Origin of the sequence: Mesorhizobium sp. WSM4312 (assembly GCF_002294875.1) — a bacterium.
Classification (GTDB): domain Bacteria; phylum Pseudomonadota; class Alphaproteobacteria; order Rhizobiales; family Rhizobiaceae; genus Mesorhizobium.
The window spans coordinates 30,987-47,001 of record NZ_NSFU01000026.1 but is presented as its reverse complement, the minus strand read 5'-3'; the positions used below and the strand labels follow the sequence as shown (position 1 = coordinate 47,001).

Below are 16,015 nucleotides of genomic sequence, written 5' to 3'. Positions count from 1 at the left end.
GCGATAGCCTCGATTCAAGCATGGTAAGCAGTCCGTAAACGCGGCTGATGCCGCGACTTTTTGTTTACCAGTCATTCACCTTCGACACAGCCGAAGTCAAACAAAAACAAAAGGTTGAAGGTTAGGGGCTCGGTTCCGGCGCCTGACGAGCGGCTTCCGGCTGGAATCCTGCATTGCCCTCATTGCGGCGACGAGGCCGAGGCAAGCGGAGGCTGTTGGATGCGAAATTACGGGGGTCTTGTTCACGCGGTCGGCGGGTTCGCCAGACACAGCGGTGGAAATTTCGCGATCCTGTTCAGCTTTGCTGCCTCGGTCCTGGCGCTGGCCGCAGGCTTCTCGGTCGACATCTCGCAGCTCTACAACGCCAAATCGAGCCTGCAAGGGGTGATCGACGCCGCGGTGACATCGACGGCCCGCGACCTGACGACCGGGGTCATCAAGGAGGCCGACGCCAACAAGGCGGTGCAGAACTTTCTCGTGGCCAACAGCACGGCGGGCATTCTGCAGCCCGACCAAATAGTGCTCGACAAGCTTATCGTCGACAGGACCGCCAACACGGTGCAGGCGGACGCCCATGTCGATGTCGCCCTGTTCTTCCCAGTTTTCGGCATGGGCAATACGAAACGCGTCACCGCGTCGACGACATCGCTTTATTCGGACAAGACCATCGAAGTGGCGATGATGCTCGATGTGACAGGATCGATGGCCGCCAACTGGTGGGCAAAGACCGACAAGATCGGCGACCTGCAGGCCGCCGCTTCAACCGCCGTAGAAAATCTGCTGGACAACAACATCGACCCGAACAATCCGCGCGTGCGCGTGGCCATTGTTCCCTATGCCGAAGCGGTGAATACGGGCGGCCTCGCCGACAGCGTTTTCGTCGAGCAGGCAGGGGGCTCGAATCTGCCACCACCAGTGCCATCAGCGGGTGCACCGATCCCGGTTGGCTCATCCGTGACCCTGCGGCCCGACAAATGCGCCACCGAGCGCAAGGACAAGGATGGCTATGCCGATTACTCGTCCGACGGGCCGTCCGAGTTGCGCAGGAACAACCAGAACCAGGAGTATCTCGCCAAGGTCAACCGCGATGATCGCATGGGTACCTGCCCGACGCCGGAGCTCATTCCGCTGACAGCCGACAAACAGAAATTGCTCGACACGATTGCTGATTTCAAGGCGGCGGGCGTGACCGCCGGCGGCATCGCCGTGCAATGGGGCTATTACATGCTCTCGCCGTCCTGGCGCTCGACCATTGTCAACGCCCGGCTGGGCACCGGTCCCGCCAATTTCGACAACAGAAAGGTCGGCAAGGTCGCGATCCTGATGACGGACGGCCAGTTCAACACGGCGTTCGCCGGCGGGCGAAGCGCACCCAGATCGCAGAATGCCGGTCAGATGTCGCGAAGCAATGCCGAAAGCATTTGCGACAACATGAAGCGCGACGGCATCGAGATCTTCACCATAGGTTTCGATCTCGACGATCCGTCGATGACATCGACCGAGCGGGATCAGGCAAAGAGCGTGCTCCAGGGCTGCTCGACAGCGGACACGTCCACCCTGAAACATTATTACGAGGCGGCTACGGGTCCCGAACTGAACGAAGCGTTCAATGCCATCGTGCAGAACATCGAGCGGCTGACGATCGCCAAGTGAACCGCCGTGGCCTCCGGCGACATTGGCCCAACGGAAAAGGCCGCCGCTTCTTTCGAAGCCGGCGGCCTTCCGTGTTTCCGTCCATGGCGCGGCCTGTGGCGGCAACCCCTTCGGGCTACCTGCCGCGCATCTCGCGCCTTAACGGGAAGACTGCTTCCCGAAAGTGCAATCCGCTGAGGCCACGTTCTGGAAAACGAAATCACTCGACATCGGATCACCTCCTTTCGATTTGTTGAACACATCCTCATGATGGGGTGCGTTGCAGCAAATGACAAGATGCCGGGCTGAAAAAGGCGTCCCGCCGGAGAATGCCGCGCAGTCGGGTCCGCGTGCTTCGGCTTGCGATCCCCGGCCAAAACGGACAACATGGCGTTATCGGTCACGGGAGGGACCATGGACGCCACCGAGAGAGCCGCGCGCATCGTACGAACCGTGATCGGGGCGCTGCAGCCGGGCTTTGCCGTCAGGCTATGGACCGGGGAACGGATCGGCCCCGCCGGCGGTCCTGTGCTTGCCATCAACGACCAGGACATCGTCTGGCAACTAGCCCGTCGGCCGACTTTCTCGACGCTGGTCGAGATGTGGATTTCCAAAACCGTCGATATCGAAGAGGGATCGCTGTTCGATTTCTACGCCCTGCCTTCGCAAGGTAAGTTGAAGACAAAGCTCAGATCGCTGCCGAAGCTGGCGATTCTGCGCGACCTCCCGGCCGTGCTGCTTTCGCGAAAGCAGATGACGGCACGCACCGATCTATCGGGACACAATCCTTATGTCAGCGGTTCGAGCAAGGAGGCGATCCAGCATCACTACGACATTTCGAATGCTTTCTACCGGCTCTTCCTCGACGAACGAATGGTCTACAGCTGCGGCTATTTCAGGGATTTCGCCAACGGCATAGACCAGGCGCAGATCGACAAGCTCGACCACATCTGCCGCAAGCTCCGGCTGAAGCCGGGCGAAAGCCTGCTCGACATCGGCTGCGGCTGGGGGGCGATGCTGATCCACGCGGCGAAGCATTACGGCGTCGTCGGCCGTGGCGTGTCGCTGTCGGAAGCGCAGACGAAGCTGGCGCGCGAACGCATCCGCGCCGAGGGGCTCGAGGACCGCATCACCATCGAGATAAAATCCTACGCCGAGCTTTCCGGCACGTTCGACAAGATATCGTCGATCGGCATGTTCGAGCATCTGGGCCTCGCCAACCATGCGGCCTATTTCTCGACCGTCCACCGTCTGCTGAAGCCCGGCGGCATCTACCTGCACCACGCCATCACGCGGCGCAGCAAGGGCGACCCGAAGAAGACCCTGCGCAAAGGACCGGAATACAGGGCGCTGATCAAATACATCTTCCCGGGCGGCGAGCTCGACACCATCGGCATGACGCTCGGGAATCTCGAGGCGCACGGTTTCCTCGTCGCCGACGTCGAGAATTTGCGCGAGCATTATGCCCGCACCTGCAGGCTGTGGGCCGAGCGCCTGCAGGCCCGCTTCGATGAGGCGATCGCTGAGGTTGGCGAGCCCAAGGCACGGCTCTGGCTGCTTTATCTCACCGGCTGTTCGATCACCTTCGATCGCGGCTCGGCGCAGATTTTCCAGACAGTCGTCACCAAGCGCGCGCGGGGGCCAAGCGGCCTGCCGCCGACACGGGCCGACCTTTATCGGTAGCTACAGAAAACGCATCGCGTCGCCGACCTTGATACCGGCCGGCCGATCCACTGTGCAGTAGACGCCGAGATTGTGCGCGTTGTGGCGGACCAGATTGCGCAGGATGCCGGGATCGTGGTCGAAGCCGTCCTGGGCGATGATGGTGAAGCCGCAGCGGCGGCAAGGCTCCGAAATGGTCACCAGCAGATCGCCGATCGCGAGCTTGCGGCCGATCCATTCCGTTTCGGGGAACGAGCCTTCCACCGCCGCCATGTCGACGACGACGTTGGGGCGGAAGCGGCGCGGATCGGCGGCGCCATCCGGATGCAGCGCCTTCAGGCGCGCCAACGACGCCGTGGTCAAAAGGTGGATAGGCGCCTTGCTGTAGCGGGCGGCGGTGACCGGACCGGCATAGGCCGGCGGCGCATTCTCCCGGCCGAAGGGCCGGATCGAGGCGGCGAAGCCGAGATAGGCCGATATGGCACGGTCGCATTCGGCGCCGGGTGCGCTCACCCAGTCGCCGCCAGGGACGGCGATCTCCAGGTCGCGATCATTGGCCAGCCGGGTGCGAATGCGCGGCACCTTGTGCCATTTCGCCTCGCGGTCGGGCCTCGCGATCTCGTTGTCCGAGACATCGACGAGGCCGAACATGCGGTCGCCCGCCATGCCCGCCGGTCCGACAAGGATGGCGTCCTGGCGCTCGCCGGCGAGTGAACTCGCCGGATAGCGCCAGAGCTGCGCGACAGTGCCGATATCATTCATTCCGCTGGTCTCTCGTTGGCCGGGCTTCCCGCGACCTTCGACCAGTCGTTTTCAGCCTTTCTTGTTCTGCCGGTTGGCGATGAGATCGTCAACGACGGCCGGATCGGCGAGTGTCGAGGTGTCGCCCAGGGTGGCGAAATCGTCCTCGGCTATCTTGCGCAGGATGCGGCGCATGATCTTGCCCGAGCGTGTCTTGGGCAGGCCGGGAGCGAACTGGATCTTGTCGGGCGAAGCGATGGCGCCGATCTCCTTGCGGACGTGGGCGATGAGCTCCTTGCGCAGTTCCTCGGTCGGCCCCACCCCCTTCATCAAGGTGACGTAGCTGTAGATGCCCTGGCCCTTGATGTCGTGCGGATAGCCGACGACGGCGGCCTCGGACACCGTGTCATGGCTGACCAGCGCCGATTCGACTTCCGCCGTACCCATGCGGTGGCCGGAGACGTTGATGACGTCGTCGACACGGCCGGTGATCCAGTAGTAGCCGTCGGCGTCGCGCCTGCAGCCGTCACCAGTGAAATACTTCCCCTTGTAGGTGGAAAAATAGGTCTGCACGAAACGGTCGTGATCGCCATAGACGGTGCGCATCTGGCCCGGCCAGGAATCGGTGATGCAGAGATTGCCGTCGGCCGCCCCTTCCAGCACCTTGCCTTCGCCGTCGACCAGCTGCGGCTTGACGCCGAAGAAGGGCCGCGTCGCCGAGCCGGGCTTGAGGTCGGTGGCGCCCGGCAGCGGCGTGATCAGGATGCCGCCGGTCTCGGTCTGCCACCAGGTGTCGACGATCGGCACCTTGCCGTTGCCGACGACGTTGAAATACCACTCCCAGGCTTCCGGGTTGATCGGCTCGCCGACCGAACCGAGCACGCGCAGCGATTTGCGCGAGGTCTTCTTGACCGGATCGTTGCCGGCGCCCATCAGCGCGCGCAGCGCGGTCGGGGCGGTGTAGAAGATGTTGACCTTGTGCTTGTCGATGACTTCCCAGAAGCGCGCCTGCGAGGGGTAGTTCGGCACGCCCTCGAACATCAGCGTGGTGGCGCCGTTGGCGAGCGGGCCATAGACGATGTAGCTGTGGCCGGTGACCCAGCCGACATCGGCGGTGCACCAGTAGATGTCGCCGTCATGGTAGTCGAAGACATATTGGTGCGTCATCGAGGCATAGACGAGATAGCCGGCGGTGGTGTGCAGCACGCCCTTCGGCTTGCCGGTCGAGCCTGAGGTGTAAAGGATGAACAGCGGGTCTTCCGCTTTCATCTTCTCGGGCTTGCACTCGGCCTTCACCGTCGCGACCTCGTCGTGATACCAGAGGTCGCGGCCCGGCGCCCAGCCGATCTTGCCGCCGGTGCGGCGCACGACGAGGACGTTCTTCACCATGACGAAGTTCTTGGCGGCGATGTCGATCGCCTTGTCGGTGTTCTCCTTCAGCGGAATCGACTTGCCGCCGCGCAGGCCCTCATCTGATGTGATGACGAAGGTCGATTCGCAGTCGACGATGCGGCCGGCCAGCGCATCGGGCGAGAAGCCGCCGAAGACGATCGAATGGATGGCGCCTATACGCGTGCAGGCCAGCATCGCATAGGCGGCTTCCGGGATCATCGGCATGTAGATGGTGACGCGGTCGCCCTTCTTGACGCCGTGCTTCTTCATCACATTGGCGAGCCGGCAAACGTGCTCGTAGAGCTCGTTGTAGGTAATTTTCTTGTCGTCGTAGGGGTTGTCGCCTTCCCAGATGATGGCGGTCTGGTTGCCACGCTTCTTCAGATGGCGGTCGATGCAATTGTACGAGACATTGGTCAGCCCGTCCTCGAACCATTTGATCGCGACCTTGCCGTCGAAGGAGGTGTTCTTGACCTTGCTGAACGGCTTGAACCAGTCGATGCGCTTGCCGTGCTTGCCCCAGAACTTGTCCGGGTTCTTGATGCTGTCGGCATACCATTTCAGGTAGGTGTCGTTGTCGATCAGCGCGTTCTTCTTCCACGCCGGCTGGACGCGATGGACATGAACCTCGGACATTCCTGACTTTCCTCCCAAACCAATCCGCCGGCTTGAACCGCCGGCTGGATCGCGGCGAAGCGGCCGCGAATTCGGCGGCATTATTACCAGTTCCGGCGTTACGGCAATATTAGACGTTGGATTTGCGTGGCGGGATGCCGCAGGGGCATTGGCGGACGTTGTCAGCACTCAGCTTAGCTCGCTGCTAACTGTATGTTTTCGCGTCGAAAAGCCTGTTTCGATCAGGAAAAATCAATAGACAGTTAAGCAACGGCGCGCACAATCTGACGTTGGGAGGAAAGGAGACTCAACCAAGGGACCGCCAAGGGGGCAGCAATGCGCGACCATGCCGAAATAGACCTGATGCTCAAAGGCTATGGCCTGACCACGGCCAAGATTCTCTATCATTTCCCCGACCATCCCCACCTGCTGCAGAGCTTCATCTGGCAGGACTACGACATCGCTCCGACGTTTCCGGTGCTGATCAAATTCATCGAATTCTGGAAGGCCAAGCTCGACGGGCCGCTGCACTCGGTCGTCTACACGCACCAGAAGCTGATCGCGCCGAACGAATGGCGCAAGGTGGATGGCGAGTTCGTGCTGCATTAACACAAAGCTCGATGAACCGTCTGCCATCGATGGCCGAGATGGGATGGATAGGGCCGACCAGGTCGCCCCTATCCCGTCATCAACTCTTCGATGCTCAGGATCCGAGGGTTTCCACGTAGAAGTACCTCGCCATACCATGACACTTTGTCATGCGATGGCAGAAGAAGGGGTGACGCCCTCAGACCTAGCAGGGTGCGCTCCATTGCTTCACCAAAGGTACTGCCCATAAAACCTATGCCAGGCATACTCGGAGACACGACAAACACCCGGCCTCCTCCATCGACATACAGGCTTACGTGATAATTGTGAGCCGCTGCAAAGCAGGCCAGCTTGGTCTGAAGCAGGGCTTCAATCTCGAAAATTTCTTCGTAGCCTTCGTCTGGAGACCACCAAAAGCTGATATCGCTTCGGGCGCACTCGATCCCAGAACCGGTCTCACCGACCTTAAGGCCATCGAACTCGCTGAGAATGGCAGCTACCGGATGACCAGCCGGGACTGTTGGAGACACGGGAACTTTGCGCCCAGGAAACCACCCGGCTGCGGCAAAGATCGGCAAAACAGCAGGCGGTAGGGTCATCATTGCGCGACTATGAGCAGTGATCCTAACGTCCGCAATAGGTCGACTGCGGACGTTAGCCTAGTGGTGGGCGAATAGTCTCTTGTTGTCAGTTCCCTGTAGTCCCTTTTCACACCGCCGGCGGGTTGAGCCGGGCAAAACCTTCCTGGCGGCGATAGGGGAAATACGGATAGGGCGCTGTCACTTCGCTTGCCGCGTCGAGTTTCTTCACCTGTTCGGGCGTCAAGGCCCAGCCGACGGCGCCGAGGTTCTGGCGCAATTGTTCCTCGTTGCGGGCGCCGATGATGACGGAGGAAACGGTCGGGCGCTGCAACAGCCAGTTGATGGCGATCTGCGGCACGGTCCTCCCGGTTTCCCGCGCCACCGCGTCCAGCGCGTCCATCACCCGGTAGAGATGTTCGTCCTCGACCGGCGGGCCGAAGCTTGCGGTGTCATGCAGCCGGCTCTTTTCCGGCAGCGGCTGGCCGCGGCGGATCTTGCCGGTCAGCCGCCCCCATCCGAGCGGGCTCCACACCAGCGCGCCGACGCCCTGGTCGAGGCCGAGCGCCATCAGTTCCCACTCATAGTCGCGGCCGACCAGCGAATAGTAGACCTGGTGCGCGACGTAACGCGGATAACCGTGCTTGTCGGCCTCCGCCAGCGACTTCATCACCTGCCAGCCGGAGAAGTTGGAGACGCCGACATAGCGCAGCTTGCCGGCGCGCACGAGCTCGTCCAGGGTCGACAGCACTTCCTCGATCGGCGTGCCGGCATCGAAGGCGTGCAGTTGCAACAGGTCGATATAGTCGGTGCCGAGGCGCTTCAGCGCGGCGTCCACGGATTTGATCAGTCGTGAACGGGAAGAGCCGTAGTCGGCCGGCCCATCACCCATCGGCAAGGACGTCTTGGTCGAGATCAGCACGGCATCGCGCCGGCCCTTGATGGCTTCGCCGAGCACCTCTTCCGAGGCGCCGTTCGAATAGACGTCGGCGGTGTCGAACAGATTGACGCCGGATTCCAGGCAGATGTCGACCAGCCGCCGCGCTTCCCTGGCGTCGCTGTTGCCCCAGGCGCCGAACAGCGGACCGGAGCCGCCAAAGGTTCCCGCGCCAAATGAGAGTGCGGGCACTTTCAGGCCCGATGCGCCGAGACGTCGATAGTCCATTTTCTTACTCCTGGTGGTTTGGAAAGGGGTGTCGAAAAAATCCCGTCTGTCGACGAGCGTCAGGGCCGGACGGAGACGGGCGCGCCGAGCGCGTTGGCGCGATCGAGGCGCAGGGTCAGTCCGGCCACGGCGAGTGCCGCGACCGGCAGCAAGGCGGCCACCCAGGTGAGCGAACCCAGCCCAAGGCCATCGGCGATGACCGCGCCGCCGAGCCAGGCGCCAGCGGCATTGCCGAGATTGAAGGCGGCGATGTTGAAGGAGGAGGCAAGGCTCTGGCCGGCGCCTTGCGCCTTGTCCAGCACCCACATCTGCAGCGGCGCCACGGTGCCGAAGGCGGCGGCGCCGAGCAGGCCGACATAGATGACGGCCATGACCTGGCTGTGGATGGCGAAGCTCATGGTCGCCAGCACTACGGCGAGCACCACGAGGCTGCCCAGCACCGCCGGCACCAGCCAGCGGTCGGCGACCTTGCCGCCGGCGAGGTTGCCGGCGATGAGGCCGCCGCCGAAGACGAGCAGGATCGGCGACACGGCGGCTTCCTTGAAGCCGCTGATCTCGGTCAACAGCGGAGCGATGTAGGTGAAGACGGCAAAGACGCCGGCATAGCCGAGCACGGTGGTGGCGAGGCCGAGCAGGACCGGCGTGCGGCGCAGCACGGCAAGGTCGGCGCGCAGGTCGCTCCTCTCGGGCGCGACCTCGCTGCGTGGCACCAGGGCCAGGATGACGGCGAACGCCGCCAGGCCGACCAAGGTCACCGCCCAGAAGGTCGCGCGCCAGCCGAAGGCCTGGCCGAGCCAGGTGCCGAAGGGCACGCCGAGGATATTGGCGATGGTGAGCCCGGTGAACATCAGCGCGATCGCCGACGCCTTCTTGTTGGGCGCGACCAGGCCGGTGGCGACGACAGAACCGACGCCGAAGAACGTGCCATGGGCAAAGGCGGTGATGATCCGCGCGCCCATCAGGGTCCAATAATCGGGCGCCAGCGCACAGGCGAGATTGCCCAGCGTGAAGATCGCCATCAGCGCCAGCAGCACGGTCTTGCGCGGCCAGTTGCCGGTGGCGATGGTGAGCAGCGGCGCGCCGATGACGACACCCAGCGCATAGCCCGAAATGAGCTGGCCGGCGGCCGAGATCGAGACGCCGAGGTCCTTGCTGACGTCGATGAGCAGACCCATGATGACGAATTCGGTGACGCCAATGCCAAAGGCACCGGCGGCGAGGACGTAGAGAGCAAGAGGCATGGCAGTTCCCACTTTGGCGACGAGCGCCTTGTCCAAACCGCGCTCCGAGCCAAAAGATCGTGTCGCCATGCACTGTGAACCAGACTTGCGATGGGCACATTTTCTGTGAAATAGATTCACAAATGGCCAGACCCGACATCAACCGCTCCGGCGAGGTCGAAGTGTTTGTGCGCGTGGTCGAGGCGGGTAGCTTCTCGGCGGCTGCGCGCATGTTGCGCATGACGCCATCAGCCGTCAGCAAGCTGATCGCGCGTCTGGAAGCCCGGCTCGGCGCGCGGCTGGTCAGCCGCTCGACACGCAAGCTGCAGCTGACGCCGGAGGGAACGGCGTTCTACGACAGCGGATTGCGTATCCTGGCCGACATGGCCGCGGCCGAGCGCGAGGCGGCGGCGGGTGCCGCACCGCGCGGGCGGCTGCGCGTCAACACCTACGTGCCCTTCGGCGTGCACCGGCTGATCCCGCTGTTGCCGCGCTTCCTCGAACGCTATCCCGAAATTTCGGTCGATCTGGTGCTGACCGACAGCGTCATCGACCTGATGGCCGAACGCGCCGATGTCGCCATCCGCGCCGGGCCGCTCGGCGAATCGCGGCTGGTGGCACGCAAGCTCGGGCAAAGCCCGGTGGTGGTGGTAGCGGCCCCGTCCTATCTCGAAGCGCATGGCAAGCCGCTGACGCCGGCCGATCTCGATGGGCATAATCGCATGGGCTTCGGCTTCGTCAGGCACATTGATGGCTGGCCGTTTGTCGACGCTGCCGGCAACGCGGTCATGGTCCCGATCACCGGCAACACGCTGGTCAGCGACGGCGAGGCGATGCGGCTGATGACGCTGGCCGGAGCGGGCATCTCCCGGCTGGCGCGCTGGCATGTCGCGGCCGATATCGCTGCCGGGCGGCTAGTGGCGCTGCTGGAGGATTTCAATCCGGGCGACGAGGAGGCGACCCACGCCGTCTATGTCGGCCAGGGCCGGCATCTGCCGGCGCGGGTGCGGGCCTTTCTCGATTTTCTGGGAGAGAGTGTGCGGCTGGCCTGACAGGACACTCGGGAGCCGCCGGGCTCCCGAGATAACTGCGCTGGCAGCTACTATGCTTTCGGCACGAACGGCGCCGGGCGACGGCCAGCCGCCTGGCGCTCCAGCATCCAGCCGGGATATTCGGATGGCAGCGCGCTGACCTCGTCGAGCCTGGCGAGATCGTCCGCGTCGAGCTTCACTTCAGCCGCGGCGAGGTTCTGTTCGAGCTGGTCCATGCGGCTGGCGCCGATGATGACGCTCATCACGAAGGGCTTGGCCAGGACATAGCCGAGCGCCACCGTGGCAACGCTGACGTCATGCTTCTTGGCGATCTCGCGCATGACGGCGACGGCCGCCCAGGCGCGGTCCTCGTTGACCGGCGGGAAGTTGAAGGACGCACGGCGGCCCTCGCCATTGCCGGGCGCGCCAGGACCGTACTTGCCGGAAAGCAGGCCGCCCGCCATCGGCGACCACACCATCAGGCCGAGTTTTTCTTCGCTGATGAGCGGCACGATCTCGCGCTCAAGGTCGCGGCCGGCGATCGAATAGTAGGACTGGATGGTCTCGAAGCGGGCGAAGTCCTTGCGGTCGGCGATGCCGAGCGCCTTGGCGATGCGCCATGCCGCCCAGTTGGAAACGCCGACATAGCGGACCTTGCCGCTGGCAACGAGGTCGTCCAGCGCCCGTAGCGTCTCGTCGATCGGCGTCACCGCGTCGGTGCCGTGCAGCTGATAGAGATCGATATGGTCGAGCTGCAGCCGTTCGAGGCTGGCATCGACCGAATCCATGATGTGGCCGCGCGAGGAGCCGCGCTCGTTCGGACCCTGGCCCATGGCGCCATGCACCTTGGTGGCGATGACGACGTCCGACCGTTTGACGCCGAGGTCCCTGAGCGACTGGCCGAGCAGGCGCTCGGACTCGCCGAAGGAGTAGACGTCGGCCGTGTCGAAGAAATTGACGCCGGCGGCGATCGAGCGGCCGACGATCTCGTTGACGCCCTTCTGGTCGAGGCTGGCGATCAGCCCCCATTGGGCATTCTGGCCGGCGGCGCCGAAGGTCATGGTGCCGAGGCACAGTTCGGAGACGAACATCCCCGTATTTCCAAGCTGGTTGTAACGCATGGCGAAGCTCCAGGAGAAATGTGTGATGACACAAAACAAATAGGAACGGTACGTTTCGTTTCAAGTGGTGGCGCAGCCGGCTTGCCGAACTGGCCCAAAGGCGTGCGTATCAGCGGCTGCCGAAGATCGCCGAGCCGACCCTGACGCTGGTGGCGCCGAAGGCGATGGCCGTCTCGTAGTCACCGGACATGCCCATCGACAGTTTGGCGACGCCGGCCTCGCGGGCAAGCTTTTCCAGCAGGGCGAAATGCGGACCGGGATTTTCGTCGGCCGGGGGGATGCACATAAGCCCTTCTATGGCGAGGCCGTGGACATCGCGGCAGCGGGCGACGAAGGCGATCGCCGCGCGCGGCTCGATGCCGGCCTTCTGCGGCTCGGAGCCGGTGTTGACCTGGACATAGAGCTTCGGTGCGCGGCCTTGCCTGGCGATTTCCTTGGCGAGTTCGGCGGCGATTTTCTCGCGGTCGATCGTTTCGATGACGTCGAACAGCGCCACCGCTTCCTTGGCCTTGTTCGATTGCAGCGGACCGATGAGATGCAACTCGATGTCAGGAAAAGCCTGCTTCAGATCGGGCCATTTGGCTTGCGCTTCCTGCACGCGGTTCTCGCCGAAGACCCGTTGGCCGGCCTCGATCACCGGCCGGATGTCGGCGGCGTCAAAGGTCTTGGAGACGGCCACCAGCGTCACCGCGCCGGCCTCGCGGCGGGCCTCCTGCTCGGCGGCGGCGATCTTCGCCTTGACCGCGAAAAACTGCTGAACGGTGTCACCCATGTGCAAATCCCGCTGTTTTGACCCGCGTTTTTAGCCGCCGCGATGCCCATATGGTTGACGGGTTTGCCAAACCATGGTGAACACCCGGACCACATTCCCTGAACCGCGGAGCCAGTCGCCCGCGGTTCGCGCCTGCTTTTAAGTGAAAAACGTCCCATGGCAACCGAACGATACAATCCGCGCGCGTCAGAACCCAAATGGCAGAAGGCCTGGGCCGAAAAGAAGCTGTTCGAAGCGCGCAATGACGACCCGAAGCCGAAATACTATGTGCTGGAGATGTTCCCCTATCCGTCGGGGCGCATCCATATCGGTCACACCCGCAATTACACGATGGGCGACGTGGTGGCGCGCTACAAGCGGGCCAAGGGGTTCAACGTGCTGCATCCGATGGGCTGGGACGCCTTCGGCATGCCGGCCGAAAACGCAGCGATGCAGAACAAGGTCCACCCCAAGGAATGGACCTACCAGAACATCGCCACCATGCGCGAGCAGCTCAAGGTCATGGGCCTGTCGCTGGACTGGGCGCGCGAATTCGCGACCTGCGACGTCGACTACTACCACCGCCAGCAGATGCTGTTCCTCGATTTCGTCGAGAAGGGGCTGGTGACGCGCAAATCCTCCAAGGTCAACTGGGACCCGGAGGATATGACGGTGCTCGCCAACGAGCAGGTCATCGACGGGCGCGGCTGGCGCTCCGGAGCGCTGGTCGAACAGCGCGAACTGACGCAGTGGTTCTTCAAGATCACCGACTTTGCGCAGGACCTGCTGGATTCGCTCGACGGCCTCGACGAATGGCCGGAAAAAGTGAAGCTGATGCAGCAGAACTGGATCGGCCGTTCGGAAGGCCTGCTGATCCGCTGGCCTTTGGCCTCTGACGTTGCCGGCGAGCATGAGCTGGAAGTCTACACGACGCGGCCCGACACCATCTTCGGTGCCTCCTTCATGGCCGTCGCCGCCGATCACCCGCTGGCCAAAAAGGCCGCCGAGACCAATCCGGCGCTGGCGAAGTTCATCGACGAGGTCCGCCATATGGGCACGTCGGTGGCCGCACTTGAGACGGCCGAGAAGAAGGGTTTCGACACCGGCATCCGCGTCGTCCATCCCTTCGACGACAGCTGGACGCTGCCCGTCTACGTCGCCAATTTCGTGCTGATGGAATACGGCACCGGCGCCATATTCGGCTGTCCGTCCGGCGACCAGCGCGACCTCGACTTCGCCAACAAATACGGCCTGCCGGTGATCCCGGTGGTGATGCCGGAAGGCGGCGATGCGAAGTCGTTCCAGATCACGGAAGAAGCGTATGTCGACGACGGGGTGATGATCAATTCACGCTTCCTCGACGGCATGAAGCCGGACCGCGCCTTCGACGAGGTGGCGAAGCTGCTGGAGCAGAAGACGATCGGCAACAGGCCGATGGCCGAGCGCAAGGTGAATTTCCGCCTGCGCGACTGGGGCATTTCGCGCCAGCGCTACTGGGGCTGCCCGATCCCGATGATCCATTGCGAGGATTGCGGCGTGGTGCCCGTGCCGAAGGCCGACCTGCCGGTCAAGCTGCCCGACGATGTCGATTTCGACCGGCCGGGCAACCCGCTCGACCGGCATCCGACCTGGCGGCATGTGAAGTGCCCGCAATGCGGCAAGGACGCGCGGCGCGAGACCGATACGATGGACACGTTCGTCGATTCGTCCTGGTATTTCGCCCGCTTCACCGCGCCCTGGGCGCATGAGCCGACCGATCCCAGGGCGGCGAACGAATGGCTGCCGGTGGACCAGTATATCGGCGGCATCGAGCATGCGATCCTGCATCTGCTCTATTCGCGCTTCTTCACCCGCGCCATGCGCGAGACCGGCCATGTCGATCTGGCCGAGCCGTTCAAGGGCCTGTTCACGCAAGGCATGGTGGTGCACGAGACCTACCGCGTCGGATCGGCTTCGAACGGCCGCTGGCTGGCGCCGACCGAAGTGCGGCTGGAGGGCGTCGACGGCGAACGCCGCGCCTTCGACATCGCCACCGGCGAGGCTGTCACCATCGGCCCGCTGGAGAAGATGTCGAAGTCGAAGAAGAACACGGTGAGCCCGGAAGACATTACCGACGGCTACGGCGCCGACACGGCGCGCTGGTTCATGCTGTCGGATTCGCCGCCCGAGCGCGATGTCGAGTGGACCGACGATGGCGCCGCCGGCGCGCACCGCTTCATGCAGCGCATCTGGCGGCTGGTGTCGACGGCGGCCGAGACGCTGGCGGGCGTCAAGCCCGCGGCGGCCGACGCCGGCGAGGCGGGAGCGGTGTCGAAGGCCACGCACAAGATCCTGAAGGCGGTCGGCGAGGACATCGAGAAGCTCGGCTTCAACCGCGCCATCGCCCGCATCTATGAACTGGCCAATGTGCTGACCACGCCGCTCAACCAGGTGGCGGAAGGCAAGGCCGATCCGGCACTGCAGAGCGCCTCCCGCCAGGCGGTTGAGATCCTGGTGCATCTGATCGCGCCAGTGATGCCGCATCTGGCAGAAGAGTGCTGGGAGACGCTCGGCGGCACCGATCTGGTCGCCGAACGGCCATGGCCGGTCTTCGATCCGGCGCTGGTCGTCGACAACGAAGTGACCTATCCGGTGCAGGTCAACGGCAAGAAGCGGGGGGATTTGACAATTGCCCGCGACGCGGACCAAGGTGCGGTCGAAAAAGCGGTATTGGCTCTCGACTTCGTGCAGAAAGCACTCGAAGGTAAGGCTCCGCGCAAGGTGATCATCGTACCGCAGAGGATCGTCAATGTCGTTGCCTGATCGGGAAAAGACAGAGCTGAGCCGTCTGCTGCGCCGCTTCGCGCTCGCCGGCCTTGTCGGCTCGCTGGCTCTGGTTTCGGCCTGCACGGTACGGCCGCTCTATTCCAACGCGCCATTGTCGACGGGCTCGACCGCCAATGCCGAGCTGGCGTCGATCGCCATCAAGCCGGTCAGGACGCGTTATGCCCAGCAGGTGCGTAACAATCTGATCTTCGGCTTCGGGCGGGGCGCCGGAGAACCGGCGTCGCCGCTTTATTCGCTTAATCTCAGCGTGGCCGAAGCTGTTGAATCCTCGGCCCTCGTGCAGGTCGGCACCGATGAGGACGAGCCGACCGCCGGCGCGGTGACGCTGACCGCCAACTATACGCTGACCGATGCGAAAACTGGCGCCGTCGTCACCGTCGGCAAGCGCTCGATTACCTCGTCCTTCGACAGGCCGCGCCAGGAATTTGCCTCGTACAGGGCGCAGATCGACGCCGAGAACCGCGCCGCGCGCGAACTGGCCGAGGCGCTGCAGCTGTCCATCGCCCAGGATCTGGTCAGGCACGGCAAGGCGGCCAGCTAGCGCCACCTTCTTTTCACGGAAACACCATCTCGATCCTGGTGTCCGGTCGCCTCGCAGCGGCCGGGCGGCATATTTTCAACTCGCCTTTGGCCCGATGCATTGGGATGCGCGGGCGACCGTTGAACGAGGATCAGCCGCTCGAATTCCGATCA

At 63.5% G+C, this 16,015-nt stretch carries 13 protein-coding genes; 6 read left to right on the top strand and 7 right to left on the bottom strand.

Features of this window, described 5'->3' with window-relative positions:
* The first annotated feature begins 219 nt into the window (after positions 1-219).
* Both CK228_RS30895 and CK228_RS30890 read left to right on the top strand, forming a co-directional pair.
* Positions 220-1,653 carry a pilus assembly protein gene (locus tag CK228_RS30895; protein ID WP_095790276.1) on the top strand — a complete coding sequence of 478 codons (1,434 nt, stop codon included), beginning with the start codon at positions 220-222 and terminating at the stop codon, positions 1,651-1,653.
* A gap of 393 nt (positions 1,654-2,046) precedes the next feature.
* Complete coding sequence (locus tag CK228_RS30890) at positions 2,047-3,315, top strand: cyclopropane-fatty-acyl-phospholipid synthase family protein (RefSeq protein WP_095775843.1); 1,269 nt, start codon at positions 2,047-2,049, stop codon at positions 3,313-3,315.
* Here CK228_RS30890 and CK228_RS30885 read toward each other — a convergent pair whose 3' ends face one another.
* Together CK228_RS30885 and acs are read right to left on the bottom strand one after the other, a co-directional pair.
* Positions 3,316-4,056 (bottom strand): MOSC domain-containing protein, encoded by a 741-nt coding sequence (locus CK228_RS30885; RefSeq protein ID WP_095790275.1) that lies wholly within the window; start codon positions 4,054-4,056, stop codon positions 3,316-3,318.
* 51 nt (positions 4,057-4,107) lie between these two features.
* Positions 4,108-6,063 (bottom strand): acetate--CoA ligase, encoded by a 1,956-nt coding sequence (acs, locus tag CK228_RS30880; RefSeq protein WP_095775841.1) that lies wholly within the window; start codon positions 6,061-6,063, stop codon positions 4,108-4,110.
* A gap of 315 nt (positions 6,064-6,378) precedes the next feature.
* Between acs and CK228_RS30875 the strand changes: the two genes are divergently transcribed.
* On the top strand, positions 6,379-6,651 hold the full coding sequence (locus CK228_RS30875; RefSeq protein ID WP_095790274.1) for an usg protein: 273 nt from the start codon (positions 6,379-6,381) through the stop codon (positions 6,649-6,651).
* 68 nt (positions 6,652-6,719) lie between these two features.
* Here the strand turns inward: CK228_RS30875 and CK228_RS30870 are convergent, their stop codons facing one another.
* The 3 genes from CK228_RS30870 to CK228_RS30860 all read right to left on the bottom strand — a co-directional run bounded on the left by CK228_RS30870 (position 6,720) and on the right by CK228_RS30860 (position 9,614).
* Positions 6,720-7,232 carry an SUKH-3 domain-containing protein gene (locus CK228_RS30870; protein ID WP_095775839.1) on the bottom strand — a complete coding sequence of 171 codons (513 nt, stop codon included), beginning with the start codon at positions 7,230-7,232 and terminating at the stop codon, positions 6,720-6,722.
* A 106-nt stretch (positions 7,233-7,338) separates the two neighbouring features.
* On the bottom strand, positions 7,339-8,373 hold the full coding sequence (locus tag CK228_RS30865) for an aldo/keto reductase (protein WP_095790273.1): 1,035 nt from the start codon (positions 8,371-8,373) through the stop codon (positions 7,339-7,341).
* 59 nt (positions 8,374-8,432) lie between these two features.
* Entirely contained in the window at positions 8,433-9,614 is a 1,182-nt protein-coding gene (locus CK228_RS30860; RefSeq protein ID WP_095790292.1) for an MFS transporter, read from the bottom strand.
* A gap of 122 nt (positions 9,615-9,736) precedes the next feature.
* On the opposite strand from CK228_RS30860, the gene CK228_RS30855 reads away from it, so the two are divergent.
* Positions 9,737-10,645: a LysR family transcriptional regulator gene (locus CK228_RS30855; RefSeq protein WP_095790272.1), complete on the top strand. Its 909-nt coding sequence runs from the start codon at positions 9,737-9,739 to the stop codon at positions 10,643-10,645.
* Positions 10,646-10,695: 50 nt separating this feature from the next.
* Here CK228_RS30855 and CK228_RS30850 read toward each other — a convergent pair whose 3' ends face one another.
* Together CK228_RS30850 and CK228_RS30845 are read right to left on the bottom strand one after the other, a co-directional pair.
* On the bottom strand, positions 10,696-11,745 hold the full coding sequence (locus CK228_RS30850) for an aldo/keto reductase (RefSeq protein WP_095790271.1): 1,050 nt from the start codon (positions 11,743-11,745) through the stop codon (positions 10,696-10,698).
* Positions 11,746-11,854: 109 nt separating this feature from the next.
* Positions 11,855-12,517, bottom strand: coding sequence for a YggS family pyridoxal phosphate-dependent enzyme (locus CK228_RS30845; protein WP_095790270.1), 663 nt, complete (start codon positions 12,515-12,517; stop codon positions 11,855-11,857).
* 156 nt (positions 12,518-12,673) lie between these two features.
* Here CK228_RS30845 and leuS point away from each other — a divergent pair, with 156 nt between their 5' ends.
* Together leuS and lptE are read left to right on the top strand one after the other, a co-directional pair.
* Positions 12,674-15,298 (top strand): leucine--tRNA ligase, encoded by a 2,625-nt coding sequence (gene leuS / locus CK228_RS30840; RefSeq protein ID WP_095775834.1) that lies wholly within the window; start codon positions 12,674-12,676, stop codon positions 15,296-15,298.
* Positions 15,285-15,863, top strand: a complete 579-nt coding sequence (gene lptE / locus CK228_RS30835) for an LPS assembly lipoprotein LptE (RefSeq protein WP_095790269.1) — start codon at positions 15,285-15,287, stop codon at positions 15,861-15,863. Before leuS ends, lptE begins: the two co-directional genes overlap by 14 nt.
* Positions 15,864-16,015 lie beyond the last annotated feature (152 nt).

Coding starts and splice junctions, on each gene's coding strand:
- leuS (WP_095775834.1), top strand. CDS start 12,674: ATGGCAACCGAACGATACAATCCGCGCGCGTCAGAACCCAAATGGCAG.
- CK228_RS30875 (WP_095790274.1), top strand. CDS start 6,379: ATGCGCGACCATGCCGAAATAGACCTGATGCTCAAAGGCTATGGCCTG.
- lptE (WP_095790269.1), top strand. CDS start 15,285: ATGTCGTTGCCTGATCGGGAAAAGACAGAGCTGAGCCGTCTGCTGCGC.
- CK228_RS30855 (WP_095790272.1), top strand. CDS start 9,737: ATGGCCAGACCCGACATCAACCGCTCCGGCGAGGTCGAAGTGTTTGTG.
- CK228_RS30890 (WP_095775843.1), top strand. CDS start 2,047: ATGGACGCCACCGAGAGAGCCGCGCGCATCGTACGAACCGTGATCGGG.
- CK228_RS30870 (WP_095775839.1), bottom strand. CDS start 7,232: ATGATGACCCTACCGCCTGCTGTTTTGCCGATCTTTGCCGCAGCCGGG.
- CK228_RS30885 (WP_095790275.1), bottom strand. CDS start 4,056: ATGAATGATATCGGCACTGTCGCGCAGCTCTGGCGCTATCCGGCGAGT.
- acs (WP_095775841.1), bottom strand. CDS start 6,063: ATGTCCGAGGTTCATGTCCATCGCGTCCAGCCGGCGTGGAAGAAGAAC.
- CK228_RS30845 (WP_095790270.1), bottom strand. CDS start 12,517: ATGGGTGACACCGTTCAGCAGTTTTTCGCGGTCAAGGCGAAGATCGCC.
- CK228_RS30860 (WP_095790292.1), bottom strand. CDS start 9,614: ATGCCTCTTGCTCTCTACGTCCTCGCCGCCGGTGCCTTTGGCATTGGC.
- CK228_RS30850 (WP_095790271.1), bottom strand. CDS start 11,745: ATGCGTTACAACCAGCTTGGAAATACGGGGATGTTCGTCTCCGAACTG.
- CK228_RS30865 (WP_095790273.1), bottom strand. CDS start 8,373: ATGGACTATCGACGTCTCGGCGCATCGGGCCTGAAAGTGCCCGCACTC.
- CK228_RS30895 (WP_095790276.1), top strand. CDS start 220: ATGCGAAATTACGGGGGTCTTGTTCACGCGGTCGGCGGGTTCGCCAGA.